This is a genomic window from Sphingopyxis sp., assembly GCF_035686825.1.
Taxonomy (GTDB): domain Bacteria; phylum Pseudomonadota; class Alphaproteobacteria; order Sphingomonadales; family Sphingomonadaceae; genus Sphingopyxis.
The window spans coordinates 440,544-467,537 of record NZ_DASRYZ010000004.1; the positions used below are offsets into that span (position 1 = coordinate 440,544).

22 protein-coding genes are annotated in these 26,994 nt (G+C 65.0%); 11 read left to right on the top strand and 11 right to left on the bottom strand.

The genetic code is table 11. From position 1 onward, the window contains the following. Positions 1-25 precede the first annotated feature (25 nt). Positions 26-1,036 carry a glycosyltransferase family 2 protein gene (locus VFG17_RS10875; protein WP_325029481.1) on the top strand — a complete coding sequence of 337 codons (1,011 nt, stop codon included), beginning with the start codon at positions 26-28 and terminating at the stop codon, positions 1,034-1,036. 65 nt (positions 1,037-1,101) lie between these two features. On the opposite strand, the gene VFG17_RS10880 is transcribed toward VFG17_RS10875, so the two are convergent. Next, positions 1,102-1,443: a hypothetical protein gene (locus VFG17_RS10880; RefSeq protein ID WP_325029482.1), complete on the bottom strand. Its 342-nt coding sequence runs from the start codon at positions 1,441-1,443 to the stop codon at positions 1,102-1,104. Between VFG17_RS10880 and VFG17_RS10885 the strand changes: the two genes are divergently transcribed. The 4 genes from VFG17_RS10885 to VFG17_RS10900 all read left to right on the top strand — a co-directional run bounded on the left by VFG17_RS10885 (position 1,432) and on the right by VFG17_RS10900 (position 5,554). After that, entirely contained in the window at positions 1,432-2,706 is a 1,275-nt protein-coding gene (locus VFG17_RS10885) for a hypothetical protein (RefSeq protein WP_325029483.1), read from the top strand. The genes VFG17_RS10880 and VFG17_RS10885 overlap by 12 nt on opposite strands. 586 nt (positions 2,707-3,292) lie before the next feature. After that, positions 3,293-3,787: a hypothetical protein gene (locus VFG17_RS10890; protein WP_325029484.1), complete on the top strand. Its 495-nt coding sequence runs from the start codon at positions 3,293-3,295 to the stop codon at positions 3,785-3,787. Next, complete coding sequence (locus VFG17_RS10895; RefSeq protein WP_325029485.1) at positions 3,777-4,472, top strand: class I SAM-dependent methyltransferase; 696 nt, start codon at positions 3,777-3,779, stop codon at positions 4,470-4,472. Before VFG17_RS10890 ends, VFG17_RS10895 begins: the two co-directional genes overlap by 11 nt. Then, on the top strand, positions 4,433-5,554 hold the full coding sequence (locus VFG17_RS10900; RefSeq protein ID WP_325029486.1) for a glycosyltransferase family 4 protein: 1,122 nt from the start codon (positions 4,433-4,435) through the stop codon (positions 5,552-5,554). The genes VFG17_RS10895 and VFG17_RS10900 overlap by 40 nt, the downstream gene beginning before the upstream one ends. A gap of 16 nt (positions 5,555-5,570) precedes the next feature. Here the strand turns inward: VFG17_RS10900 and ptsP are convergent, their stop codons facing one another. The 3 genes from ptsP to VFG17_RS10915 form a co-directional block, all read right to left on the bottom strand. Next, a complete protein-coding gene (ptsP, locus tag VFG17_RS10905) occupies positions 5,571-7,868 on the bottom strand; it encodes a phosphoenolpyruvate--protein phosphotransferase (RefSeq protein WP_325029487.1) in 2,298 nt (765 codons plus the stop codon). Between the two features lie 86 nt (positions 7,869-7,954). Next, positions 7,955-8,713 carry a hypothetical protein gene (locus VFG17_RS10910; RefSeq protein WP_325029488.1) on the bottom strand — a complete coding sequence of 253 codons (759 nt, stop codon included), beginning with the start codon at positions 8,711-8,713 and terminating at the stop codon, positions 7,955-7,957. Positions 8,714-8,744: 31 nt separating this feature from the next. After that, on the bottom strand, positions 8,745-9,749 hold the full coding sequence (locus VFG17_RS10915) for an NAD(P)H-dependent flavin oxidoreductase (protein WP_325029489.1): 1,005 nt from the start codon (positions 9,747-9,749) through the stop codon (positions 8,745-8,747). A 190-nt stretch (positions 9,750-9,939) separates the two neighbouring features. Between VFG17_RS10915 and VFG17_RS10920 the strand changes: the two genes are divergently transcribed. Continuing rightward, entirely contained in the window at positions 9,940-10,110 is a 171-nt protein-coding gene (locus tag VFG17_RS10920; protein ID WP_325029490.1) for a YezD family protein, read from the top strand. 90 nt (positions 10,111-10,200) lie between these two features. Beyond that, positions 10,201-12,624, top strand: coding sequence for a TonB-dependent receptor (locus VFG17_RS10925; protein ID WP_325029491.1), 2,424 nt, complete (start codon positions 10,201-10,203; stop codon positions 12,622-12,624). Between the two features lie 79 nt (positions 12,625-12,703). Here the strand turns inward: VFG17_RS10925 and VFG17_RS10930 are convergent, their stop codons facing one another. Further along, positions 12,704-12,865 carry a hypothetical protein gene (locus VFG17_RS10930; protein ID WP_325029492.1) on the bottom strand — a complete coding sequence of 54 codons (162 nt, stop codon included), beginning with the start codon at positions 12,863-12,865 and terminating at the stop codon, positions 12,704-12,706. 358 nt (positions 12,866-13,223) lie between these two features. Between VFG17_RS10930 and katG the strand changes: the two genes are divergently transcribed. After that, positions 13,224-15,419, top strand: a complete 2,196-nt coding sequence (gene katG / locus VFG17_RS10935) for a catalase/peroxidase HPI (RefSeq protein WP_325029493.1) — start codon at positions 13,224-13,226, stop codon at positions 15,417-15,419. Positions 15,420-15,548: 129 nt separating this feature from the next. On the opposite strand, the gene VFG17_RS10940 is transcribed toward katG, so the two are convergent. Continuing rightward, positions 15,549-16,205 carry a hypothetical protein gene (locus tag VFG17_RS10940; protein ID WP_325029494.1) on the bottom strand — a complete coding sequence of 219 codons (657 nt, stop codon included), beginning with the start codon at positions 16,203-16,205 and terminating at the stop codon, positions 15,549-15,551. Between the two features lie 176 nt (positions 16,206-16,381). Here VFG17_RS10940 and VFG17_RS10945 point away from each other — a divergent pair, with 176 nt between their 5' ends. Next, on the top strand, positions 16,382-16,966 hold the full coding sequence (locus tag VFG17_RS10945) for an inner membrane-spanning protein YciB (protein ID WP_325029495.1): 585 nt from the start codon (positions 16,382-16,384) through the stop codon (positions 16,964-16,966). Here the strand turns inward: VFG17_RS10945 and VFG17_RS10950 are convergent, their stop codons facing one another. Then, on the bottom strand, positions 16,967-18,214 hold the full coding sequence (locus VFG17_RS10950; protein WP_325029496.1) for an aspartate kinase: 1,248 nt from the start codon (positions 18,212-18,214) through the stop codon (positions 16,967-16,969). It abuts the gene before it with no gap. 221 nt (positions 18,215-18,435) lie between these two features. Between VFG17_RS10950 and ubiG the strand changes: the two genes are divergently transcribed. Both ubiG and VFG17_RS10960 read left to right on the top strand, forming a co-directional pair. After that, complete coding sequence (ubiG, locus tag VFG17_RS10955; protein ID WP_325029497.1) at positions 18,436-19,161, top strand: bifunctional 2-polyprenyl-6-hydroxyphenol methylase/3-demethylubiquinol 3-O-methyltransferase UbiG; 726 nt, start codon at positions 18,436-18,438, stop codon at positions 19,159-19,161. Continuing rightward, on the top strand, positions 19,149-19,751 hold the full coding sequence (locus tag VFG17_RS10960; protein WP_325029498.1) for a YdeI/OmpD-associated family protein: 603 nt from the start codon (positions 19,149-19,151) through the stop codon (positions 19,749-19,751). The genes ubiG and VFG17_RS10960 overlap by 13 nt, the downstream gene beginning before the upstream one ends. A 41-nt stretch (positions 19,752-19,792) precedes the next feature. Here VFG17_RS10960 and VFG17_RS10965 read toward each other — a convergent pair whose 3' ends face one another. The 4 genes from VFG17_RS10965 to VFG17_RS10980 all read right to left on the bottom strand — a co-directional run bounded on the left by VFG17_RS10965 (position 19,793) and on the right by VFG17_RS10980 (position 26,991). Beyond that, positions 19,793-20,464, bottom strand: a complete 672-nt coding sequence (locus VFG17_RS10965; protein ID WP_325029499.1) for a glutathione S-transferase family protein — start codon at positions 20,462-20,464, stop codon at positions 19,793-19,795. A 181-nt stretch (positions 20,465-20,645) separates the two neighbouring features. Further along, positions 20,646-21,071 (bottom strand): hypothetical protein, encoded by a 426-nt coding sequence (locus VFG17_RS10970; RefSeq protein ID WP_325029500.1) that lies wholly within the window; start codon positions 21,069-21,071, stop codon positions 20,646-20,648. 202 nt (positions 21,072-21,273) lie between these two features. Continuing rightward, positions 21,274-25,803, bottom strand: coding sequence for a glutamate synthase large subunit (gltB, locus tag VFG17_RS10975; protein WP_325029501.1), 4,530 nt, complete (start codon positions 25,801-25,803; stop codon positions 21,274-21,276). 27 nt (positions 25,804-25,830) lie between these two features. Beyond that, positions 25,831-26,991 carry a DUF2059 domain-containing protein gene (locus VFG17_RS10980; protein ID WP_325029502.1) on the bottom strand — a complete coding sequence of 387 codons (1,161 nt, stop codon included), beginning with the start codon at positions 26,989-26,991 and terminating at the stop codon, positions 25,831-25,833. Positions 26,992-26,994 lie beyond the last annotated feature (3 nt).

Here is a 26,994-nt window from a genome sequence, read left to right on the forward strand (position 1 = left end):
GGACGCCGAGCCGAGGAACGGCACGATGAAGCTCGTCATCCAGATTCCCTGCCTGAACGAGGCCGAAGATCTCCCCGCTACCCTTGCGGCCTTGCCCCGCAAGATCGACGGCATCGACGCGATCGAAATCCTCGTCATCGACGACGGCAGCACCGACAATACGGCGCAGGTCGCCCGCATGTGGGGCGTGCATCATGTCGTGCGCCACCGCACCAACCGCGGTCTCGCCGCGGCGTTCCGTTCGGGTATCGATGCCGCGCTCGCGGCGGGCGCCGACATCATCGTCAACACCGACGCCGACGGTCAATATGTCGGCGAGGATATCGCCCGGATCGTCGCGCCGATCCTCGACGGCCGCGCCGACATCGTCGTCGGCGATCGCGGCGTCGCCGACAATGCGCATTTCGGCCCGGTCAAGCGCCGGCTGCAGGAACTGGGCAGCAGGGTGGTTCAGCGCCTCGCCAATGTGCGGATTTCGGACGCGGTCAGCGGATTTCGCGCGATCAGCCGGGAAGCGGCACAGCGCATCAACATCACGACCGAGTTCAGCTATACGACCGACATGCTGATCCAGGCCGGCCGCAAGCGGCTGTCGATCCTGAGCGTGCCGATCCGTACCAACGCCACGCTGCGCCCCTCGCGCCTGTTCAAGTCGATCCCGCGCTTCATCGTCAATACGGGCATCACGATGGCGCGCGCCTACACCACCTATAACCCGCTGCGCGCCTTCGTCGGCCTCGGGCTGGTCATCGCTTTCGTCGGCGTCGTGCCGATCGTGCGCTTCCTGATCTTTTTCCTGCAAGGCGGCGGCGACGGGCACATCCAGTCGCTGGTGATCGGCGGCGCACTGCTGGTGCTTGGCGCGATGGTCGCGGTGATGGGCCTGCTCGCCGATCTGATCGCCGCGAACCGCAAGCTGATCGAAGCCGGCCTTGTCCGCTTGCACAAGATCGAGGCGCATCTGGACCTCGCGAGCGGCGGTGCTACGGACCCGGTCGCCGGCGAGGCTCGCGGGAAGCGCCGGGCCGCACGCTGACCATGGCATCGCGGGCGCATGGACAATCTATCGCGGTGGGATTGCGTCGCCCGACCGCCGTGCATCTATTGTACGCGATGCTGGCACTGGTGCTGCTGCTCCAGGTCGAGCTCGTTTTTTCCAAAAGCGTGAACTGGGACGAATTTTTCCATTTCAGCCAGATCCACCAGCATCTTCTCGGTCGCCCGGCGCCGTGGCTCCAAGCGCCCTTCGTCGCGCTGTTTTTCTGGGTGCCCGCGCTGCCTGGCGACAATATCGATCATATCCAGCTGATCCGGCTGCTCATCCTTCCGTTCGAAATCGTCACGATCGCGGCGATCGCGGGAATGGCGCGCCGTTTCGCCGACCGCGAAACGGCGCTGCTGTGCGGTCTGATATATGCGACCGGCGGCTATGTGTTCCTGCACGCCTTCGCGCTGCGCGCCGACATGATCGCGGCGGCGCTGCTGATGGCGGCGCTGTGGCTGATCCTTTGCCGTCCGCTGCGTGGCAGCAATATCGCCTTGATCCTTTTGCTTGTCGGATTGGCCTTCGTTTCGACGATCAAGGCAGTGCTTTATGCGCCCGCTTTTCTGGGCGTCCTGCTGTTCCGACTGGAACGGCCGGGCCATCGCCGGGCGCTGGCTGGCGCGGCGCTTCTGGTCGCGCTGGCGGGGCTGTCGCTGCTCTGGCTGGCGCCGCATCTGCCGACGACCGGGCCGGCCGGCGCGTTGCGCGACATCGGCGATCTGGGACGCGCTTCGATCGACCGCATGTTTTCGGGCGGCGTCTTTCCCCAAGGGGTCTGGCTCGTGCTGCAGATCGCCTTTGCCCCGCTGCTGTCGGTCGCCATCCTCGCGGCGATCCTTCATGCCTGCTGGCCGGGTCGCGGCTGGATGGAACGCATCCTCTTTCTCTCGCTCCTCGCGCCGCTAGCGACGGTGACGATCTATCGCAATGCCTTTCCCTATCATTTCGCCTTCATCCTGCCGCCCGCCGCCGTCGCCATCGCGCCGGTGGTGGGCTGGCTCCGCCGGCGCTACGGAGTGGTCGCGGTTTCGTTCCTTCCGCTCGCCGGCTCGCTATTGTTGTCCCTTAACCAGGACCGGGACGTGCTGTCCCGCCAGCGGGCGATCCAGACCGGCATCCAGACGATATTTCCCGTGCCCGTCGCCTACATCGATAACAGCGGGATGGCGGGAAACTTTCCGCGTGCGGTGAACCACTTCGCCAGCGGATGGGCGCTGGATAATTATTCCCGGTCAGGGGAGCCGATTTTCAGCGATGCGCTGGAGGCCGAGCCGGTCCCGATGCTTCTGGCCAATAATGTGGTTCTGCGGGGTATTTTCTACGACACAAATTTCGATAGTGATCTTCACCCGGCAGACGACAGAATCCTGCGCGAGAATTATATTCCGCATTGGGGACGGGTGTTCGTTGCCGGCAAGGCTATTCGACCGGGTGAGGACGAACTCCTCGTTCATGTCAGGGTGCCCGGCATCTATACGGTCGAAGGCGGGGCCGTGACGATCGACGGGCATCGCCATGCCGTCGGCAATCTTGTCCGCCTGTCGCGCGGGAAGCATGTGATCGGCGGCGGCCGGACCTCGGCCGCGGTCCTCCGCTGGGGCGATCATCTGGAACGGCCGGCTTTCGCTTGGCCGGAGGGATTGATGTACACTGCCTATTAGGCGCCAAGGAACCGTGGCAGTTTCGACGCGCCGTCGCGGCATTTAGTAAACGTCAATATTTTCGATTTATTTACCATAGACGAGATTTGATGATCACCCGGACCCGCATGTCCTCTGACGGCAAAGTGCAGCTATGACCGCTATTCCCCTGTCGCAGAGACTGGACGAATGCTTGGTGTCGCTATTGGACAGGCTTGCGGTGCTTGCGCGGTCGCGTCGTCGCTGGCGGATTCCCCTGTTGCTGGTCACCGGGGGGCTTTTCTTCGCCGGTGCATATTGGGCTTTCAGCACGCTTCCGATTTCGCCGACCCAACTGCGCGTGACGCCGCTCCTGATCCTCGCCGGTCTGATTCTTCCGTCCCTGGTTTACGGCGGGATCGGGCTGTGGCTGCTCGCCCGAAGCGCAGGCCTGTCGATGCCGGTCGGCAGGGCGACCGTGATTTCGGCCTATGCCTATCTTGCCGAGATGCTCCCGCTGCCTGGGGGAGCCGTGGTTCGCGCGGCCGCATTGATCCAGGCGGGGTCCGCCCCGCGGCGTAGTTCGGCGCTCGTCATCTTCACCGCGATCCTATGGATATCGCTCGCCATGTTCGCCGCCGGGCTGACATTGCTGCCCGTTTCGGCGCGGTTCGCGATGCCGCTGCTGTCGATCGGGGGTCTCGTCGGCGGCGCGATATTTCTGTGGTTATGGTCGATCGCCGGCGCTGCAATCGCCTTGCAAACGCTGGCGCATCGCATAGCCGGCATTCTTCTTACCGCGCTGCGCCTGACGTTCGCTTTTGCGGCCTTGCACATGCCGATCGGTGTTTTGCAGGCATTTCCCTTCGTTCTTGCCATATTGCTCGGCTCGGCCTCGTCGGTGGCTCCCGCTGGGTTGGGGATAAGCGAATCCCTCGCGGCGCTTGCCGCGACCGCGAGCGACTATCCGGCGGGAATCGCATTCCTGGCCGTCGGCATCGACCGCCTTTTCTGTATCGGCGGATGCGCCGTTCTCGCGCTTGGCACCGAAATTGGCACGTCGCTGCGATCGGCAGGAACGCGCGGCGTTGTGGCGCGGGAAAGGGACGGCAATGAACGCTGACGACAAAAAAACGCTCGATCCCGGCGTCGCGCTTCACAGCGGCGATTATGTCGAGCGCTACAACGCCAAACCCTTGCACCGGGTGCGCAACCTCGTCCGTCGGATGGCCGTCGCGGAGGATGCGAAGGTGGCCGATTTCGCTTGCGGGAACGGTATGTTGCTCCATGCGCTCGGCGGCAAATATCGCACCTATGACGGGGTGGACTTTTCTCCTGATTTCATCGCCTCGGCGAATGCGTGGGCCGAGCGCGAAGGTTGTAGCAACTACCGCTTTCACTGCTGCGATATCCGCGACTTTTGCGGCCGCCTTCCTGGGCATTTCGACGTGGCGGCGACGCTCGATTTTTCCGAGCATGTCGACGACGCGCTCGCTATCGACATATATACGGCCATCCGTCGCTCGTTGCGACCGGGCGGCGTTCTCTATCTGCATACGCCCAATCTCGATTTCTTCATGGAACGCGCCAAGCAGATCGGCATCATTCCGCAGTTTCCTGAACATATAGCGATCCGCAACGGCGACCAGACCGCCGCGCTATTGGTTGCGGCCGGCTTCGACCGCGCGGCGATCGATATCCAGACCATTGCCCATTATAATATCCTCAAGCTCGTGCATCCGCTCTCCGCTATGCCCGGTCTCGGCGGATGGTTTGCGGCGAGGCTCTGGATCGCGGCGACCGCCTGATTGTGCATATGACGGAGAGGTCCATTCTCTTCCTCACCCGGAAATGGCCTCCCGCAGTGGGAGGCATGGAAACCTATTCCGTCAAGCTGACGCAGGCGCTTGTCCGGTGCACCGACGCGCCCGTGCAAGTGATGGCGTTGCCCGGGCGTCGTAACGGATTGCCTCCAACCGCGATCAGACTGCTGGCATTCGGCGTCATCTCTGCCCTGCGCCTTTTGCTCCGGCACCGACCGCCGGCTATTCTGCACGTCGGCGATCTTGCATTGTGGCCGCTGGGATTGTTCGCACGGCTGCGGTCCCGGCGAACGCAAGTGGTGATTTCCGTGCACGGCACCGACGTAGCCTATCCCCGGCGCAAGGGGTTCGGGCCGCGCGCCTATGGATATTATCTGCGCACCGGCTCCCGTCTGATGCGACGGGCCGGCGTCATTGCGAATTCGGACGCGACGCGCGATGTCGCCGCGGAAACGGGGTGGCGGACAAAGCAGGTCGTCCCGCTTGCGACCGATTTCGCGGGTCCGCCGCCGACGGGCGAATGCGACCCTTATATATTGTTCGCCGGCCGGCTGGTCGAACGAAAGGGATGCGCCTGGTTCGTCCGGAATGTCCTTCCTCTCCTGCCGTCGCATATTCGGTTGAAGGTTGCCGGCACGGGCTGGGACGAGAGCGAATGGCAAGTATTCGACGATCCCCGTGTCGATTTTCTGGGCAGCCTTGATAGCGAGGCGCTTGTCGAGGCCTATCGGCGCGCCTGTTGCGTCGTAGTCCCGAATATAGAACCCGGATCGGGGGAATATGAAGGCTTCGGCTTGGTCGCGACCGAGGCAGCAGCAGCGGGCGGTGTGGTCGTGGCGTCGCGAACGGGCGGCTTGGTGCAAGCCGTCGAAGATGGCATCACCGGCATACTCGTCACCGCGGGCGACGCATCCCGGTGGCAGGCGGCGATTTACCGGATCGCTTCATGGACTCCCGGGGAAAGACAGGCCTTCCTCCTGAGATCGATGGAATTCTGTCGGAGCTATTACAGCTGGGACCGCGTTGCGAGCGAAACGTTGCGGGCCTACGGCCAGCGACTATCCTAGCTGGGAGGCTACACTATTAATCGCCCAGATCGACATCATGCCTTTCGGCCCAGTCCCGATACTGGCCGCGCGGGTCGGCCGTGGGCTGGGCGAGGATCGCCGGCATGTCGGCGCGCAGCGCGCCGAGGTCGAGCGAGCGGATCATCGCCTTCACCGGGCCGACGCCGGCCGGCGTGATCGACAGCCGCTCGATGCCCGCGCCGAGCAGCGCCATCGCTTCGAGGGGCCGTCCGCCCATTTCGCCGCACACGCCCAGCGCGACCTTCGATCCGGACACGGTGCGGACGACGCGCGCGAGGTAGCGCATCACGACGGGGGAGAGCCAGTCGTAACGCTCGGCGAGCCGCGGGTGCGCGCGGTCGGCGGCGAACAGGAACTGGGTGAGGTCGTTCGTGCCGACCGACAGGAAGTCGAGGTGCGGCAGCATCAGGTCGAGCGTTTCGAGAAGGCCTGGCACCTCGAGCATCGCGCCATAGCGGATCGCCACCGGCAATTTCTTGTTGTGGCTCGCAAGCCACGCGCGCTGGCCGACGAACAGGTTGCGCGCCGCTTCATATTCCCACGGCTCGGACACCATCGGAAACATGACGTGGAGCGTGCGGCCGGCCGCCGCTTCCATCAGCGCGCGCGCCTGAACCTTGAGCAGCCCTTCGCGTTCGAGCGCGAGGCGCAGCGCGCGCCAGCCCATCGCCGGATTTTCCTCCTGCGCGGTGTCCCCGACGTTCATATAGGGCAGCGCCTTGTCGCCGCCGATGTCGACGGTGCGAAAGATCACCGGCCGGTCGCCCGCCGCGTCGAGCACGTCGCGGTAGAGCCGCTGCTGGCGGTCGCGCGACGGCAGCGTCGCCGAGACGAGGAACTGGAACTCGGTGCGGAACAGCCCGATCCCGCGCGCGCCCGTCAGGTCGAGCGCGGCGACATCTTCGCGCAGCCCCGCGTTGATCATCAGCTCGATCGGCACCCCGTCCTTGGTGACCGCGGGCAGGTCGCGCAGCGACGCGAGGTTGGCGCGGCGCTTCTGCGAAATCTCGAGCTTGGCGTCGAACGCATCCTGCACCGCCTGCGTCGGGCGGACATGGAGCTGCCCTGCCGCCGCGTCGAGCAGCAGCAGGTCGCCCTCGCGGATCGAGGCCCGTACGTCGCTGACGCGGCCGATCACCGGCACCCCCATCGCGCGCGCGACGATGATGACGTGGGCGGTGAGCGATCCTTCCTCGAGCACGACGCCCTTCAAACGGCGGCGATCATATTCGAGCAGTTCGGCGGGACCGAGGTTGCGCGCGATCAGGATCGAATCGTGCCGAAGGCCCATTTGCGCCGCGGTGCCCATCTGCCCCGACACGATGCGGATCAGCCGGTTCGACAGATCCTCGAGGTCGTGCATGCGGTCGCGCAGCAGCGGGTCGTCGATCTGGCGCATCCGCATCCGGGTGCGCTGCTGGACGCGCTCGATCGCCGCTTCGGCGGTCAGCCCGCTGTCGATCGCCTCGTTGATCCGCCGCGACCAGCCCTCGTCATAGGCGAACATCTTGTAGGTCTCGATGACCTCCTCATGTTCGCCGCCGACGCCGAAATCGGCCGAACTCGCCATGCGGTCGATCTGTTCGCGCATCTTGTCGAACGCGGCGTAGACGCGGTGGCGTTCCGCCTCGGTATCGTCGGCGACCGTATGCTCGATCGTGATGCGCGGCTGGTGGAACACCGCGACCCCCGCGCCCATGCCGTCGACCAGCTTCTGGCCACCCAGCCGCTGCGCCGACTGATCGGCGGCGGCGGCATCGGTGCGCGCGGCGGTGTCGACCAGGTCGGCGTTGGCGATCAGTTCGGACAGCACCATCGCGACGGTCTGCAGCGTCTCGATCTCGATATCGTCGTAACGCCGCGGGTCGGCATGCTGGACGCAGAGCACGCCGACCGCGCGCTCGCGGCGGATGATCGGCACCCCGGCAAAGCTGTGGAACAATTCCTCGCCGGTTTCGGGGCGATAGGAAAAGTCGGGATGCGCCGCCGCTTCGTCGAGGTTCAGCGTCTCGATCTGGTCGGCGATCATGCCGACCAGCCCTTCGCCGAGGCCGAGCCGCGTGACGTGCACCGCCTCCTGCTTCAACCCGCGCGTCGCATAAAGTTCGAGCGTGCCGTCGCGCAGCAGATAGATCGAACAGACCTCGCTATCGAGGCATTCGCCGATGATGCCGACGACCTGATTGAGCTTGCCCTGCGCATTGACGCGCGACGCCATGACCTCGTGCAGTCGGGTCAATATGGTGCGCGCCGATTGGGCGGCCGACGAGGGCGGTGGCGGGGCGTTGGTCATCGCAATCCTGCTAACAGAAGGATGCGGGGCGCGCCAATACCCCGCGCGCGATTGTTTATTCTACCGTCCCGAGGCGCGAAAAACCTTCAGGGATTTCCGGTCGGACTGGTCGGGGCCGTCGTCGGCGCGACCGGCGTGGAGCCGGTCGTGATGGCGGGGCCGATGGGCGTCGCCGGAACCGGTGTCGTCATCATGGCCGGCGGCGGCGCATATTTCGCGTCCCAGGCGATCACGTCGGCCTGATACTGGGCATAGGCCTCGTAAAATTGCTTGAACGGCTCGTCGAGCCGCGCGAGGTGCGCGGGCGACTGCTCGACGAGTTGGTCGGTCGGGGTGGTCGAGACGATCTGCGCAATCTCGTTGGCGCGCGAACAGAAAGCGCGCTGCGCGGGCGGCTGCGCGAAATAGTTGAACAACTGCGTCGACAGGCGGTCGCGCGGCGCGATGCCGTTATTCTTGTTTTCCTTGCCGAGGTCCTTGATCACCGTTTTCTCGGTCGACTTGATCACCTTGCCGTGCGTCTTGATAATATTGTTATAGGCGGAAACCAGCGTCGTTTCCTCGGCGCCGCGGCAACCGATGGCGGCGACGTTCAGCCCGATCTTGAGCTGCCAGAAGGCGCGGTCGCCGGTGACGCCGCTGTTCGCGGTGACGAAGCGTCCGTCGATCCCGCGCCCGGGGAGAATCTGCGTCAGCGCCGCATTGCCCGGCGGCAGCGGCCGCGGCGGGATGGTGACGACGACCGGCGGGGGTGGGGGCGGCGGGGGCGGCGGCGGGGGTTTCGGCGCACAGGCGGCGACGCTTGCCAGCAGGCCGGCTACGATGATCTTACGCGACAAATTCATACCCACTCCCCAACCGCATCACCATGCGGCATCAACCCCGAGCGTGCAACGCGGCTTCGGCCTGTTGCACCAGAGATGCGACAATTGCTGCCGCGCTCTCTTCTTCGGATACCATACCCACAGATTGCCCTGCCATTAACGAACCATTTTCGACGTCGCCGTCGATCACGGCGCGGCGCAGCGCGCCCGCCCAATAATGCTCGATTTCGAGCTGCGCTTCCATCATGTCGACCTCGCCCTTGTCGAGCTTGTTCGCGACCTCGCGCTGCTTCGTCGTAAAGGCTTCGGTCCCGGCATTTTTGAGCGCGCGGACCGGGATGACGGGCAGGCGCGGATCGATCTGGACGCTCGCGACCGCTTCGCGCGCCGACGCGCGCATGAAGGCTTTTTTGAAGTTGGGATGCGCGATGCTCTCGGTGGCGCAGACGAAGCGCGTGCCGAGCTGAACCCCCGACGCGCCCATCTCCAGATAGGCGGCGATCGCTTCGCCGCGGCCGATGCCGCCGGCGACGAAAACCGGGACTTCGTCGGCGAGCGTCGGCAGGATCTCCTGCGCGAGCACGCTCGTCGAGACGGGGCCGATATGGCCGCCCGCTTCCATGCCTTCGATCACCAGCGCATCGACGCCCGAACGGACGAGCTTTTTGGCGAGCGCCAGCGTCGGCGCGAAACAGATGACCTTCGCACCCGACGCCTTGATCGCCTCGAGGCTGCCCTTGGGCGGCAGGCCGCCGGCGAGCACGACATGTCCGACGCGATGCTTGGCGCACACCTCGATCAGTTCGAACAATTGCGGGTGCATGGTGATCAGGTTGACGCCGAAATTTCGCGTCGCCAGCGCCTTGGTCCCGGCAATTTCGGCATCGAGCAACGCGGGCGTCATCGCGCCGCACGCGATCACGCCAAAGCCGCCGGCATTGCTGATCGCGCTGACCAGATGGCGTTCGGAAACCCAGCTCATCGCGCCGCATAGGATGGCGTAGTCGCTGCCGAGAAGCTCGGTTCCGCGGGCCATCAGATCGTTAATTTTGCTCATTGAGGCTGCCTTTGCCAGCACTCCGACTCGCGCGCAATCCCTCGCGTTATGACGTCCCTCCGCCCGTCGCACGCATGAATCCATTGGGCGCGACAACCGAACCTTTCGGCGCAAAAAGCAAATCCATCATTGTCAACTAAATCACTTGGCATATGCTTGTGGGGCAAATCCAAGAGGGAAAGGAATGATCATGAGCGCTATCAACGAGGTCGCCAAAGGCGGCTCCGAAGAGGTGCCGCGCGCCATCCAGACGGTGCTCGATGCACTCGACAAGCTGAAGTTCGGCGCAATCCAGCTCACCGTGCACGAAGGACGTCTGGTGCAGGTCGATGTGACCGAGCGGCACCGCTACCCCAACTGATTTCAATCGCTCCCAACGGGGATATTCCCCACCTATATGCCGCAGACCGGACCACCGGATGTGGCAATTTTCTTGCAACAGGAAATTGTCATGACCGCAAAATACCCGTCTGTCCGCCGGCGCGTTCCGGCCAGCCTCTTCACGCTTTCTCTGGCTCTGGCGTTCGCCGCATCGCCCGCCGCCGCCGCGGAAACCGCCGACGACACCGCCGCCGCCGATGACGCCGCGACGCAGGTCGAGGGCGGAAGCTACGGCGGCGAGATCATCGTCACCGCGCGCCGCCGTCAGGAAACCGCGCAGGACGTGCCGATCGCCATCTCGGTCGTCGACGGCGAACAAATCGACAATACGGGCAGCTTCAATGTCGGCCGGCTGACCCAGCTCACCCCGACGCTGCAATTCTACTCGTCGAACCCGCGCAACACAGCGGTCAACATCCGCGGCATCGGTGCGCCCTTCGGCCTGACCAACGACGGCATCGAACAGGGCGTCGGTATCTATGTCGACGACGTCTATTATTCGCGCGTCGCCTCTTCGACCTTCGACTTCCTCGACGTCGCGCAGATCGAAGTGCTGCGCGGGCCGCAGGGCACGCTTTACGGCAAGAACACGACCGCCGGCGCGATCAACATCACGACCAACCAGCCGACCTTCGATTTCGAAGGCAAGGCCGAGGTCAGCATCGGCAATCTCGATTTCAAACAGGCGAAGGCCGCGATCTCGGGGCCGCTGTCCGACCAGCTCGCGGCGCGCATCGCGGTTTCGTCGACCAGCCGCCGCGGCACGATCTACAATGTCACGACCGACCGCTATATCCAGAGCCAGGACAATATCGGCATCCGCGGCCAATTGCTCTGGCGGCCGACCGACAATCTCGACATCACGCTCGCCGGCGACTGGAACCGGCAAGAGGCGGTGTGCTGCGGCTCGGTCTTCGTCCGCACCGGTGAGACGCAGCGGCCGCTGAACCGCCAGTTCGCCGCGCTCGCGGCGGCGCAGGGCTATGCCTTCCCGAGCGAGAATCCATATGACCGGCTCACCGACCTCGATGCGAACCTCAATGCGGGCAACGAAATCGGCGGCGCGTCGCTGCGCGTCAAATGGGACGTCGGGCCGGGCACGCTGACCTCGGTGACCGCGTGGCGCTATTGGGACTGGCAGCCCGAAAACGACCGGGACTTCACCGGCCTGCCGATCGTCACCAGGTCGCAGAACCCGTCGCAGCAGGATCAATATACGCAGGAACTGCGCTATAATTACACCGGCGATCGCTTCGATTTCGTCATCGGCGGCTTCTATTATTACCAGCGTATTGACACGCAGGGCACCGAAGGCCATGGCCCAGCGTCGAGCCGCTGGACGATCAATCCGTCGAACCCGCTGTCGAACGATCCCTCGGTGCTCGACGGCCTGACCGCGATCAACACGCAATATCTCAAAAACACCAGCGCGGCGCTGTTCGGGCAGCTGAGCTGGAAGGTCACCGATCAGCTGACGATCCAGCCCGGCGTCCGCGTGAATTATGACAAGAAGGACGGCTACTACCAACGCCTCGTCTTTGCCGGCGATGGTTCGCCGGTGACGGCGGACCTGACCGATGCGGTATCGGCCGCCCGGCTCGGCGTGTTCACGCCGCAGGAATATGCGCCGTCGTTCAGCGACTGGAATTTCAGCTACGATTTGACGGCGACGTGGAAGGCGGCGAACGACCTGCTCTTCTATGCGACCTATGCGAAGACGTTCAAATCGGGCGGCATCAACCAGAATGGTGTGCCGAACGGCGCCGACGGCGACCCGATCCTCGCCGCCGCGACGGTGAAACCCGAATCGGTCGATCATTATGAGGCGGGGGTGAAAGCCGAGTTTTGGGATCGGCGGGCGACCTTCAATCTCAGCGCGTTTCGCACCGACATCAAGAATTTCCAGGCCAATGTGAACAACGGTCAGTTCGGCGTGCTCCGCGGCTATCTGGCCAATGCGGGCAAGGTCCGCACGCAGGGCGTCGAATTCGACTTCTCGGTGCGACCGAGCGAGCGATTCCGTGCCTATGCGAATGGCGCCTATACCGATGCCAAATATGAAAGCTTCGTCGATGCGCCGTGCCCGCCCGAACTGTCGGGGGGGACCGCCAGCGCGCCGAATTGCGACATTTCGGGGCAGCGTCTGCCCGGCGTGTCGAAATGGGCCTTTTCCTTCGGGGCGGAGGCCAATGCCGAGTCCAGCCTGTTCGGGCAGGATGGCCAATTCTATCTCGGTTATGACGGAAGCTACCGGTCGGACTGGTCGTCGAACCCGTCGCCGTCGGCCTACACCTGGATCGAGGGCTACTCGCTTTCGAACTTCCGCGCCGGTTTCCGGACCGAAAGCGGCCTCGACATCTTTGGCTGGGTGCGCAACGCGTTCGACCGGAATTATCTCGAGCAACTGAGCGTCGGACCGGGCAATACCGGCCTGATTACCGGCTTGCCGGGCGATCCGCGAACCTGGGGCGGAACGATCAAGGCCAGCTTCTGATCGTCCCTTACCCGCAAAAGAAAAGGGCGGCCCGCCCAAAAAGATATGGGGGGCCGCCCTTTCTCATGCAGGCTGCTGGTCAGCGCTGCTGCGGGTTCTTGTTGCGATCCTGGTCGGACCGCTGACCGCCTTGCTGGCGATCCTGACCGCCCTGCTGTTGCTGCTGGCGGCGTTGTTCCTCGTCGCGATCAGCCTGCGGATTCTTCTGGTTCTGCTGGTTCGGGTTGGGGTTGTTAGCCACTTTCCATCTCCTTTTGCCGCGTCATGCCATCATGCCGCGACATTCGACCAACCCTCAGGCCAGGCAGATGTTCCTCCCTGTAGCCGGGGCGTGGCGGGTGCGGGATGGGCGCCCCTTTTTCGCGGCAACTCTCGCGCGCTTGATCGGTTCATTCGATGACTGAATTCAGCTTATTCGGTTATGTCGATGGGGAAGCGCGGCCTATCCTTCCCCGGTCAGAACGAAAGGATGGCGCCATCGACTCGACGCCCGCCCATGCCGGCCGTCCGCCAGCGACCCCCGTCGCTCGCGTCATGCGCCCGTCATTCCGCGGCGCCCCGATACGGCATTCCATAACAAATAAACGAGGAGAGACTGCATGAACGACCCCACCCCCATCGATCCCGCCGGCGGCTGCCCCGTCCATCAGCCCGGGGGCGTTCGCGCGCTGCTCGGCCGCACCAACAAGGACTGGTGGCCCGAAATGCTGGCGACCGAGATCCTCAACCCCAACGGCTCCTCGAACCCGCTCGGCGACGATTTCGATTATGCGAAGGCGTTCAAGTCGCTCGACTATCAGGCGCTGAAGGACGACCTGACCGCGCTGATGACCGACAGCCAGCCCTGGTGGCCGGCCGACTATGGTCATTACGGCCCCTTCTTCATCCGCATGGCGTGGCACGCCGCGGGCACCTATCGCACCGCCGACGGCCGCGGCGGCGCCAACAGCGGGCAGCAGCGTTTCGCGCCGCTCGACAGCTGGCCCGACAACGGCAATCTCGACAAGGCGCGCCGCTTGCTTTGGCCGATCAAGCAGAAATATGGCAACAAGATCAGCTGGGCCGACCTGTTCATCCTCGCCGGCAATGTCTCGATCGAAAGCATGGGCGGCCCGGTGTTCGGCTTCGGCGGCGGCCGCGCCGACGTGTTCGAGCCCGAGCGCGACATCTATTGGGGCAGCGAGGACAAATGGGTGAACCAGGGCGTCCAGACGCGCATCGCCCCCGAACATGGCATGCACGAACTCGAAGGGCCGCTCGCCGCGATCCAGATGGGGCTGATCTACGTCAATCCCGAAGGGCCGGGCGGCAATCCCGATCCGCTTCAGTCGGCGCGCGACATCAAGGCGACGTTCGAGCGGATGGCGATGGACCATGAAGAGACCGTCGCGCTGACCGCCGGCGGCCACACGTTCGGCAAGGCGCATGGCAATGGCGATGCGTCCAAACTCGGCAACGCGCCCGCGGGCGGCGATCTCGTCGCGCAGGGCTTCGGCTGGGTCAGCAGCAACGAAAGCGGCGTCGGCGAACATGCGGTGACCAGCGGCCTCGAAGGGGCCTGGGTCAACACGCCCACCGAATGGAGCGAGAATTATTTCCGCCTGCTCCTCGACTACGAATATGAACTGGTGAAATCGCCCGCGGGCGCGCAGCAATGGCAGCCGGTGAACCAGAAGGAAGAGGATATGGCCCCCGCGGCCTGGGACTCGTCCAAGAAGGTGCCGACGATGATGACGACCGCCGACATGGCGCTGAAGGTCGATCCGGAACTCCGCAAGATTAGCGAAAAATTCCGCAGCGACCATGAAGCGTTCAAGGACGCCTTCGCGCGCGCCTGGTTCAAGCTGACGCACCGCGACATGGGGCCGAAGGTCCGCTACCTCGGCCCCGAAGTGCCCGCCGAGGACCTGATCTGGCAGGATCCGATCCCCGCGGGCAGCAAGCCGTCGGACGCCGACGTCAAGGCGGTGAAGGACAAGATCGCGGGTAGCGGCCTCACGGTCAGCCAGCTGATCAAGACCGCCTGGGCTTCGGCGAGCACCTATCGCAAGTCCGACTTCCGCGGCGGCGCCAACGGCGCGCGCGTCCGCCTCGCGCCGCAAAAGGACTGGGAGGTCAACGAACCCGCGATGCTCGCCAAGGTGCTGGGGACGCTCGATGGTCTGCGCGGCAACCTGTCGATGGCCGACGCGATCGTCCTCGGCGGCGTCGTCGGCCTCGAGAAAGCGATCAAGGATGCGGGCTTCAACGTCGCGGTGCCCTTCACCGGCGGCCGCGGCGACGCGACCGACGAGCAGACCGACGCCGACAGCTTCGCGGTGATGGAGCCCGAGGCCGACGCGTTCCGCAACTATCTCGGCAAGAAGAAGCTCGCGGTGAAGACCGAGGAGATGATGCTCGATCGCGCCTCGCTGCTCGGCCTGTCGGTTCCCGAGATGACCGTGCTGATCGGGGGGCTCCGCGTCCTCGGTGCCAATCATGGCGAGCGCGGCCACGGCCATTTCACCAAGCGCTCGGGCCAGCTGACCAACGACTATTTCGTCAACCTGCTCGACATGACCAATGTCTGGAAGGCGGTCGATGGTTCGGACGACCAGGAATATGTCGCCACCGATCGCAAGGGCGGCGGCGAGACCTGGCGCGCGACCCGCGCCGATCTGATCTTCGGCTCGAACTCGGAGCTGCGCGCGGTGGCCGAGGTCTATGCCGAAAGCGGGCATGAAGAGAAGTTCGTCAAGGACTTCGTCAAGGCGTGGACCAAGGTGATGAACGCCGACCGTTTCGACCTCGCCTGATCTTCTGGCGCCGCTGCCCGCGCATCATGCCGCGCGGGCAGCGGCGGCCGCAAAAGACGACGGGTCGCGGGCCCGCTCCCGGGGACATGGGCCTGGGGGCGGGTCCTTTTTTGGGGGCAGATGGCCGGCTCAGGTCGCCAGATTGCTGACCCGCTTCAATTCCGATCTGAGGCGTTGCTCATCGAAGGCGTGCTGCTCGAATTCGCCGCCGCGTTCGACCCAGAACAGAAAGAGGTGCGCGGACCAATGGTTGGGGTTGGGCTGCGTTCTCCCGTGGCGCAGGTCGATACCGCGATAGAGGACCGCATCGCCCGGCTGCATCGCGACCGCGGTAAAGGGTTCGTCGCCGAAATCGTCGACGCACGGCCCCTCGCCATCGACGCGGACCGAGCCGACTTCGAGCGGCCAAGGCAGATCGTCGCTATAAGCGAGCGTCAGTGACACGCTATGTTCGCACGATGGGCGGTCCGAATGGACGCGGCAGATATCGTCCTTCCGATAGATACGAAAATAATCGTAGCTGGGCAGCAGGTCCGCCCCGGTGAGCTCTTCGACGATCGGCGTGAGGCCCCAGAGGAAGGTCGTCAGTGGCCGGTAGAAATGGCCCGAGATGTCGACCGTCGATTGGTTCGAGAGGGGGTGCGACTTGGCAAAGGTCCCGAAGGATTTCCCCGCGCCGGCAAGGTCGATCTCCAATTGCCGGAAGAGATTTGCGGCGACCTCCGGCGGGACCAGGCCCCGGATCGTCGCATAACCGTCTTTCGCATAATCGCCTTCGATTCGCATCGGATTCTCCGCCTCCCTTGGGCCGCTTCCCAAGCCCGCTCTCGATGCGCGATTTCGCAACTCCGGCGGATATTTGCAACCCGCGCGCATGTTAACACTGTAAATTTCTACTTGACCTCGCAATCTGCTCCTGCCAATGTTTACGTCGATAACATTGAGTCGGAAAGGACAGGCGGATGAAAACCTTGCTTTATGCCATCGGGCCGATGCTGTTCGACTCGCTCGGTGTGCTCGTCTTCGCGGTGCTGCTGGTTGCGGGGGCGGGGATCGTTCCCGCAACGATCGCGGGCACCGTCGTCGCGCTCGGCGTCGTCGGTTATGAGCTCGCGCGCAGAAAAAAGGTCGCGGCGCTGCAATGGATCAGCCTCGCCTCGGTGCTCTTCACCGCCGCTGCGACCTTGTTCACCGGCGATCCGCGCTTCGTGATGGCGAAGCCGACGATCGTCTATCTGATCGTCGGCAGCGTGATGCTGCGCAAGGGCTGGCTCAACCGCTATATCCCGCCCGAACAGCTCGCGATCGTCGGCGATGTGATGGATCGCTTCGGCATGATCTGGGCGGCGCTGATGTTCACAAGCGCGGCGCTGAACCTCGTCATCGCGCTCTTCTTCACCGCATGGTGGCCGCTGTTCATCGGCATCTTTCCGCTCGCGTCGAAATTCGGCCTGTTCGCGGTCCACATCGCGGTCGTGCACGTCATCACGCAGGCACGGCTGCGCCGCCGCGCAAGCGGCGAACTGCAGCCGTTCGCGGCGGAGTAATTAGTCCGCGTCGAGCCCGTAGGCGGTGTGGAGGACGCGCACCGCGAGTTCGGTTTCATCCTCGTCGATCAGCACGCTGACCTTGATCTCGCTGGTCGAGATCGCCTGGATGTTGATGCCGCGATCGGCCAATGCGCGGAACATTGTGCTCGCGACGCCCGCATGGCTCTTCATGCCGACGCCGACGACGCTGATCTTCGCGACCTTGTCGTCGCTGATGATGCGGTTGAAGCCGATCTTGTCCTTCGCGCCTTCGAGCAGGTCGATCGAGCGCAGCAGGTCGACACCGGGGACGGTGAAGGTCACGTCGGTCTCGCCCTTTTCGCGGCCGACATTCTGGATGATCATGTCGACGTTGATTCCCGCCGCGGCGAGCGGGCCAAAGATGTTTGCGACCGCGCCCGGCTTGTCGGGAACGCGCGTGACGATGATCTTCGCTTCATTCTTGTCGTGGGCGATGCCGGTGATCAGCTGCCGTTCCATCTGATGTTCCTCTATTTCCTCGTCGCTGACGATCATCGTGCCTTTTGCGGGAGCCTCGTCGCCCTCGACGAAGCTCGAGAGCACCTGCACGCGCACGCCCATCTTCATCGCGAGCCCGACCGAGCGCGTCTGGAGCACCTTGGCGCCGACGCTCGCGAGTTCGAGCATTTCCTCATAGGTGACATAGTCGAGCTTGCGTGCGCGCGCGACGATGCGCGGATCGGTGGTGTAGACGCCGTCGACGTCGGTATAGATGTCGCAGCGGTCGGCCTTCACCGCCGCCGCCACGGCGACCGCGCTGGTGTCCGATCCGCCGCGGCCGAGCGTCGCGACGCGGCCGTCGTCCATCATGCCCTGAAAGCCCGGGATCACCGCGACCTCGCCGCGTCCCATCGCGGCGGTCAGCGCGCCGGTGTCGATGTCGATGATGCGCGCGCGCGCGTGCGCTTCCTCGGTACGGATCGGCAGCTGCCAGCCGAGCCAGCTGCGCGCCGGCGTGCCCATCGCCTGCAGGGTCAGCGCGAGCAGGCCCGACGTCACCTGTTCGCCCGCCGCGACGACGACGTCATATTCGGCGGGGTCGTAGCGCGGGTTCGCCTCGCGGCAGAAATTGACAAGCCGGTCGGTCTCGCCTGCCATTGCGGAGACGACGACCGCGACCTCGTTGCCCTGCGCGACTTCGCGCGCGACGAGCTTCGCCACGGTGCGAATCCGCTCGGTGCCCGCCATCGACGTGCCCCCGAATTTCATCACGATCCGCGCCATGTCGCCCCGCTTTCCTGAATCTGGTTTCCGCCGCGACTTTTCCTAGCATTTCCGCGGCGCTCGCGTCGTTACGGAAGGGGGAGGGCGATGGCAAGGCGGCGATTATCCCGTCGGGATATATTTTCTTGGCGAGGGGAAACCGAAACAGGGTTTTCCGTCGAATATCCATGCTGCGAGGTAATTTTCTTGCGCCAAAATGGCGGCGGTGGCAAATCGGCGGCATGAGTGCCGCCACGATCAACCCGCACGAAGCCGCCCATTTCGGCGCGCTCGCCGCCGACTGGTGGGACCCGCACGGTTCGTCGGCGATGCTGCACAAGCTCAACCCGGTGCGGCTTACCTATATTCGCGACCGCATCGACGCGCATTGGCAGGTCGACGCGCGCGAGCGCCATGCGCTTGCCGGGCGCAGCGCGCTCGACGTCGGTTGCGGTGCGGGGTTGCTCGCCGAACCGCTCGCGCGGATGGGCGCGAAGGTCACCGGCGTCGATGCGGCGCCCGAGAATATCGCGGCGGCCAGGGATCATGCCGCGGGGCAGGGGCTCGCGATCAGCTATTTTGCGGGCGAACTGTCCGCGCTGCCGCCCGCGACCTTCGACCTTGTCACCTCGATGGAAGTGGTCGAGCATGTCACCGATCCAGCGGCCTTTATCGGCGAACTCGCGGCGCGGCTTGCGCCCGGCGGGTTGATGATCCTGTCGACGCCGAACCGGACGATGCTGTCGAAGCTGCTGCTCGTCGAGGCGGCCGAGCGCGTCGGCGCGGTGCCGCGCGGGACGCACGACTGGGACCAGTTTCTGAAGCCCGAGGAGCTGACAAAACTGCTCGAAGGTGCGGGGCTCGAGGTCATCGACCGCACCGGCCTGTCGCCCTCCGCCGCCAAGGGCTTCAAGCTCGGCGGCAGCGAGGCGCTCAACTATCTGGTCGCGGCGCGGTGGCCGGCCTGACCCGCGACCCGCGCATCGACGCCTATATCGCGAAGCGGCAAGCCTTCGCGCAGCCGATCCTGAACCATCTGCGCGAGCTTGTGCACAAACATGCGCCGGGTTCGGAAGAAACGCTGAAATGGGGTGTCCCCCATTTCGTGCTGAACGGCCAGAATCTTGCGGGCATGGCGGCGTTCAAGGAACATGCGACCTTCGGCTTCTGGCGCGACGAGGAAGTCACGGGCTCGCCGCGCGACACCGGCGCGATGGGCAGCATGGGGCGGCTCGCGTCGCTTGCCGACCTGCCGGACGACAAGGCGATGGCGGATTATATCAGGAAGGCGGCGGCGCTCTGCGCCGAGGGCAAGCCTAAGCGCCCGGCGCCGAAACCCAAGCCGGCGCTCGACCTGCCCGACGATCTCGGCGCGGCGCTGAAGGCCCATGTCGCGGCGCAAGGCCATTGGAATGCGTTTTCCCCCGGCAAGCGGCGCGACTATATCGAATGGGTGCTCGAGGCGAAGCGCGAGGAAACGCGCGTCAAACGCATCGAAACGATCGTCGCGCAGGTCGCCGAGGGCAAGGACCGCAATTGGAAATATAAGAGCTGCTGACTAGCCCGTCGCCCCCGCCTCGCGGGGGCGACGTTTATTTGTCAGAAGTCCACATCCTCATAATATTTCGGCGGCGACACGATCTCCATCCGCTCCGCCAGCAAGGGGCGGAAACTCGGGCGCGACTTCAGGCCCGAATACCAGCCCTTGGTCTGCTCGTGCCCCGTCCAGTCGATGCCGCCCAGATAGTCGGCGACCGAGATATGCGCCGCCGCGGCCAGGTCGGCGAGGCTCATCGTCGCGCCGGCGAGCCAGGTGCGGTGGTCGATCAGATAATCGACATAGTCGAGATGGTTGTTCGCCGCCTTCATCGCCTCGCGCAGCGCGCCGCCGTCGGGCGGCTGGCGGTGGACGATGCGCTTCTGCATCCGCTCGAACAGCAAGGGGCCGGTGACTTCATAATAGAAATCATGGTCGAACCAGGCGGTCAGCCGGCGGATCTCGGCGCGGTTCGCCGCGGTGCCGTTGATCATCGCCTTGCCTTCGACCGTCTCCTCGAAATATTCGGCGATCGCCATGCTGTCGATCAGCACCTGGCCGCGCGCCTGATCGACCATCACGGGGGTGCGGCCCGCCGGATTGAGATCGATGAATTCGTCGCGGCGCTCCCACGGCGATTCGCGCACCAATTCATATCCGACACCCTTTTCGCCCAGCAAAAGGCGGACCTTGCGCGAAAAGGGACAGAGCGGGAATTGATAGAGTTGCCACATAAGTCCGGCATAGCGGCAGCGAGGCGTCGCGCGCAACGGCTATGGATGGGTATTCAACCCTCAACGTGCCCCTGCGAAGGCAGGGGCCCATCTCCTGCCGTCGCGGTCTCAACCACCGTCGGCTTGATATTCGACCTTCGGAAGATGGGCCCCTGCCTTCGCAGGGGCACGGAAGCTAAATCTAGCGTCGCGCGTCGGCGCGCTCGCGTTCCCACTGCGCGGCAAGGTCGCGTGCCATGTCTTTGAGCACCGGCGCATAAGCCGCGAGCGCCGCCGCGGCATGGCCCGCCATGCGCGTCGTCGCGCGGACATCGTCGCCCATGCGTTCGGCATAATAGGGATCGCGCCCCGTCACTTCGCCGAGCGTCGCGTCGGGCGGAATATAGGCGGCGTCGGACTCGGGATCGACTTGCGCCATCGCCCGCGCGAGCGGGCCGACCTGCATCTGCATCAGCGCGCCGACCATCGCGGTGATCGTTTCGGCCATCCGGTCCTGCGCGACGGGATCGTTGAGCACGGCGACGGTGTCGTTCATCTCGCTGGCGGCCGCGGGCAGCGGCGCCGCGAGCGCGGCGAGGGGGAGGGCGATGAGGGCGAGACGGGTCATGACTCGGTCCTTTCGAGGGACGAGGGGGTGCAGTAAGGCGGTGTCTTTAGCCCAAAGACGCTTTCGCTGGGGTGAACATATCATGCCTTGCGGCGGACCGATGCAAGGACGCGTCTAACCGTCGCCCCCGCGAAGGCGGGGGCCGCTGGAGATACGGCGCAAGGCCGATGGCGGCCCCCGCCTTCGCGGGGGCGACGAATATCTACTCCGCCGCGACCACCTCGACCTCTTCCTCGTTTAGCGAATGCGTCAGGCGGCTCAGCATTTCCTTCGGGCACACCTGCCAGAAACGCGTCCGCCAGCGGTCCCAGTCGGCGAGCACTTCGGCCGACCATTTGCTGCCCGTCGCCTTGGCATGTTCTTCGACCAGTTCCTTGAGCACCGCTTCCCAATGGCCGCTCGCGAGCCGCTGCCAGACGATCGATTCGCCGTTCACGCGGCGCTCGAACTGCTCGTCGGTGTCGAGGATGAACGCCATGCCGCCGGTCATGCCCGCGCCGAAGTTCGATCCGACGGGGCCAAGGATCACCGCGGTGCCGCCGGTCATATATTCGCAGCCGTTGGCGCCGCAGCCCTCGACGACGACGCGCGCGCCCGAGTTGCGGACCGCAAAACGCTCGCCCGCCTGACCCGCCGCGAGCAGCGTGCCCGCGGTCGCGCCATAAAGGACGGTGTTGCCGACGATGCTGTTGTGCTGGCTCACCAGCGGGCTCGACACCGTCGGGCGCACGATGATGCGCCCGCCCGACAGGCCCTTGCCGACATAGTCGTTGGCGTCGCCGAACACTTCGAGCGTCACGCCCTGGCACAGGAAGGCGCCCAAGGACTGCCCCGCGGTGCCGCGCAGCCGCACCTGCACATGGTCGTCGGCGAGCCCCTTCATCCCGAAGCGCGCGGTGACCTCGGCCGACAGGCGCGTGCCAACGGCGCGGTGCGTGTTGCGGACGTTATAGGTCAGCTGCATGCGCTCGCCGCGTTCGAACAACGGCTTCGCATCGCTCAAAATCTGCGCGTCGAGGCTGTCGGGCACCGGGTTGCGGAAGCTGGGCCCCTGCGAACGGCGCTGATCGTCGGGCGCGTCGACCTTGGCGAGGATCGGGTTCAGATCGAGGTCGTCGAGATGTTCCGCGCCGCGGCTGACCTGACGCAGCAATTCGGTGCGGCCGATCACCTCGTCGAGGCTCGTGACGCCGAGCTTCGCCAATATCTCGCGCACTTCCTCGGCGATGAACGTCATCAGATTGATGACCTTCTCGGGCGACCCCGTAAACTTCTGGCGCAGCTTTTCGTCCTGCGTGCACACGCCGACGGGGCAGGTGTTCGAGTGGCACTGGCGCACCATGATGCAGCCCATCGCGACGAGGCTCAACGTCCCGATGCCGAACTCCTCGGCCCCCAAAATGGCGGCAATCACGATGTCGCGCCCGGTCTTGAGCCCGCCATCGGTGCGCAGGCGGATACGGTGACGCAGGCCGTTGAGCGTGAGCACCTGATTGACCTCGCTCAGCCCCATTTCCCACGGCGTGCCGGCATATTTGACGCTGGTTTGGGGCGACGCCCCGGTCCCACCGGTGTTCCCCGCGACGAGGATGACGTCGGCATGCGCCTTCGCGACGCCCGCCGCCACCGTTCCGATCCCCGCGCTGGACACCAGCTTCACGCACACACGCGCCTTCGGATTGATCTGCTTCAAATCATAGATCAGCTGCGCCAGATCCTCGATCGAATAGATGTCGTGGTGCGGCGGCGGCGAGATCAGCGTCACCCCCGGCGTCGCATGGCGCAGCCGCGCGATGAACTCGGTGACCTTGAAGCCCGGAAGCTGGCCGCCTTCGCCGGGCTTGGCGCCCTGCGCGACCTTGATCTCGATCTCGTCGCACGCGCCGAGATATTCGGCGGTGACGCCGAAGCGGCCGCTCGCGATCTGCTTGATGTTGCTGTTGGCATTGTCGCCATTGGCATAGGGGCGATAGCGTTCGCTCGCTTCGCCGCCCTCGCCCGACACCGCCTTCGCGCCGATGCGGTTCATCGCGATCGCCAGCGTCTCGTGCGCCTCGGGCGACAGCGCGCCGAGCGACATCCCCGGGGTGACGAAACGCTTGCGGATTTCGGTGATCGCCTCGACGCTGTCGAGCGCGACGCCCTGCGCCGGATAGTTGAACTCCATCAGATCGCGCAGGTAAATCGGCGGCAGGTCGGCGACCCCGCGCGCGAATTGCAGATAGGTCGAATAGCTGTCGGTCGCGACCGCGGTCTGGAGCAAGTGCATCAGCTGCGCCGAATAGGCGTGCGCCTCGCCCCCCGCACGCTGGCGATAGAAGCCGCCGATGGGGAGGGTGGTGACGCGCGCATCGAACGCCGCCTCATGCTTCTCGGTCGCGTTGATGAACAGCGACTGATAGCCCTCGCCCGAAATCTTCGCCGGCATGCCGGGGAAGAGGTCGTTGACGAGCGCGCGGCTCAGCCCCACCGCCTCGAAATTATAACCGCCGCGATAGGAGGAGATCACCGCGATCCCCATCTTGGCAAGGATCTTGAGCAGCCCGTCGTCGATCGCCTTGCGGAAGCGCAGGCGGCAATCGTCGAGGCTCAGTTCGCCGAACAGCCCGCGCGCCTGCCGGTCGGCAATCGCCGCTTCGGCCAGATAGGCGTGGACGGTGGTCGCACCGACGCCGACGAGCACGGCAAAGGCATGGGTGTCGAGCACCTCGGCCGACCGCACGTTGATCGAGGCGTAGCTGCGCAACCCCTTGCGCACGAGGTGCGTATGGACGGCGGCGGCGGCAAGCACCATCGCCATGCCGACGCGGCCCTCGCCGATACTCTGGTCACTCAGGAACAGTTCCGAACGCCCCGCGCGCACCGCATCCTCGGCCTCGCGGCGGACGCGCGCGATCGCCTCGCGTAGCGTCGAGGCATCGCCGCCGGCGGCAAAAGTGCAATCGATGTCGGCAACCGCATCGCCGAAATAGGCGCGCAGCCGGTCCCAATCCTCGCCGACGAGCACGGGGCTGTCGATCACGAGCACATGATCGCTCTGCCCCTTTTCGTCGAGGATGTTGGCAAGGTTGGCGAAGCGCGTCTTCAGGCTCATCACATGCCGTTCGCGCAGAGAGTCGATCGGCGGATTGGTGACCTGGCTGAAGTTCTGGCGAAAGAATTGCGCGACGTGGCGCGGCTTGTCGGAAATGACCGCGAGCGGCGTGTCGTCGCCCATCGACCCGATCGCTTCCTTCGCATCCTCGACCATGGGGCTCAGGATCAGCTCCATATCTTCCATGGTCAGCCCGGCGGCGACCTGGCGGCGGAGCAATTCCTGCCGGTCCCATGCGGGCAGGCTCGACTTGCCGCCCTTGGGCAGGTCGGCCATCGTGCGGAAACCCTTGACGCGCGAGGCATAGTCGGCGGCGTCGGCGATCTTGTCCTTGATCGCGAGATCTTCATAAAGCGTGCCGTCGTCGAGATCGACCGCGATCATCTGGCCCGGGCCAAGGCGGCCCTTCTTGCGCACGCTCGCTTCGGGCAGCAGCACCATCCCGCTTTCGGACCCGACGACGAGCAGATTGTCGGCGGTGAGCGTGTAGCGCAGCGGACGCAGCGCGTTGCGGTCCATGCCCGCGACCGCCCAGCGGCCGTCGGTCATCGCGAGCGCGGCGGGACCGTCCCACGGCTCCATCACGCTGGCGAGGTACGAATACATCGCGCGGTGGTTGTCGGGGACGTCGCATTCGGTCGTCCACGCTTCGGGCACGAGGATCAGCTTCGCGGTCGGCGCATCGCGGCCGGCGCGGCAGAGCGCCTCGAACACCGCGTCGAGCGCGGCGGTGTCCGACGCGCCCGCGGGGATCACCGGCTTGATGTCTTCCGAATGCTCGCCGAATGCGAGGCTCGCCATCTTGATCTCGTGGCTCTTCATCCAGTTCTTGTTGCCGCGGATCGTATTGATCTCGCCATTATGCGCGAGGCAGCGGAACGGCTGCGCCAGCCACCATTGCGGGAAGGTGTTCGTCGAATAACGCTGGTGGAATATCGCGACGCGGCTCTCGAACAGCTTGTTCGTGAGGTCGGGGAAGAAGTCGGCAAGGCTTTCGGCGAGGAACAGCCCCTTGTAGATGATCGAGCGCGCCGACAGGCTGCACACGTAAAAGTCGGCGATCTGCGCCGCGATCACCTTCTTCTCGATGCGGCGGCGGACGAGGTAGAGCTGCTTTTCGAACTCGTCGATCGACTGCTCGTCGGGCATCGGCCCCGCGATCATGATCTGCTCGATCTCGGGGCGCGTGCGCTGCGCCTTGTCGCCGATCACCGAGACATCGACCGGCACCTGACGCCAGCCATAGATGGTGAAGCCCGCGTCGATGATTTCGGACTCGACGATCGTGCGGCATTCCTCCTGCGCGCCCAGATCGGTGCGCGGCAGGAAGACCATGCCGACCGCGAGGCGGTTCGGGCGCACCTTGTGCCCCGACGCGGCGATCGCGTCGTCAAAGAAGCGCACGGGCAGGTCGACATGGATGCCCGCCCCGTCCCCGGTCTTGCCGTCGGCGTCGACCGCGCCGCGGTGCCACACGGCACGCAGCGCCTCGATCGCCGCCTCGACGACGCGGCGCGACGGCTTGCCGTCGGTCGCCGCCACCATGCCGACGCCGCAGGCATCGGATTCAAGGTCGGGGCGATACATGCCTTCGGCCGCGAGCCGCGCGTGATCGGGGGTGGGGTAATGGGTCATCATCTTCGTCCTGACGGGATAGGCTGACGCCTATTCGGAGGGGGTCTTGTCCAACCGCTCGCGCGCCTTTTCGACGGCGGCGGCTTCGGCTTCGATATAGGCGGCTTCCAGTTCCTCGACGCGCTTGCGATCGGCTTCGGACCAGTTGCTGCGATCATATGCGGTGGCTTCGACCGCGACGGCGGCGTCAGCGGCGGCCTCGGCCGCATCGGCGGCCGCTTCCGCGGTGGCGACATCGGCTGCGGCGTCGACCGCATAATCGTCGGCGGCTTCGGCCGCGACCGCGTCGGTCGCTTCCATGTCGGTCTTCCACATGTCGCGCTGTTCCTTCAGCACGCTGACATCGACCTTCATCAGCTTGGCGAGCTTGCCGAGTTCCTTGTCGTCGAAGTCCGAAAGCTGCTTTTCCTTGGGCAGCTCCTTCAGATCCTTCTCGATCTCGGGGGCGCGGTCGATGAATTTGGTCACCAGCGGCGGCACCGCCTTGATCACCGCGACCATCACTTCGGGATCGGCCTGCAACGCCATCCATTCGCTGGCGTAGAGATTGCCCGTCGGCGTCGCGAGAAAGGTGTTGAGGTCGGTGAGCTGCGCGCCGGTGAACTTGCGCGCATAGGCCTTGGCCAGCCCTTCGCGCATCGGCGGTTCCATATCGGCCAGCACTTCGCTGATCAGCGGCTTGATCACGCGGTTGATCTGCTCGTCGCGTTCCTTGCGATGCGGGTCGAACATGTCGGCGACCTTGCCCTTGGTCGCTTCGTCGAGCTTGGCGATCTGGTCGGTTTCGACGCCGGTCTTGATCGAAAGCAGCAGGTCCGACTGACCGCCGAACTCGCCCATGATCGTCTTGAACATCTTGCCGTACAGATTGTCGACCATCTTCTCGATGCTGCCGGCCGGGATCAGCGCGGCGGTCGTCTGCTGCGCCAGCGTCAGGCGCGCCGGGTCGATCGGCGGCAGGTCGCTCGTGTCGAACATCTTTTCGATCAGCGCGATCGCCTCGTCCATTTCACGCTGCATCTTGGCCTTCGCCTCGGCGGCGGCAGCCTCGCTGTCGAACGGCGTCTCGCTGCCGTCTTCGGCGGTGATGACTTCGGCTTCGGGCGCTTCCTGCTGCGCGGCATGGGCGGACACGCCCAGCGGCAGCATCGCCACGGCACCGGCAAGCAGGATCGATTTGAACGACGGCATCAT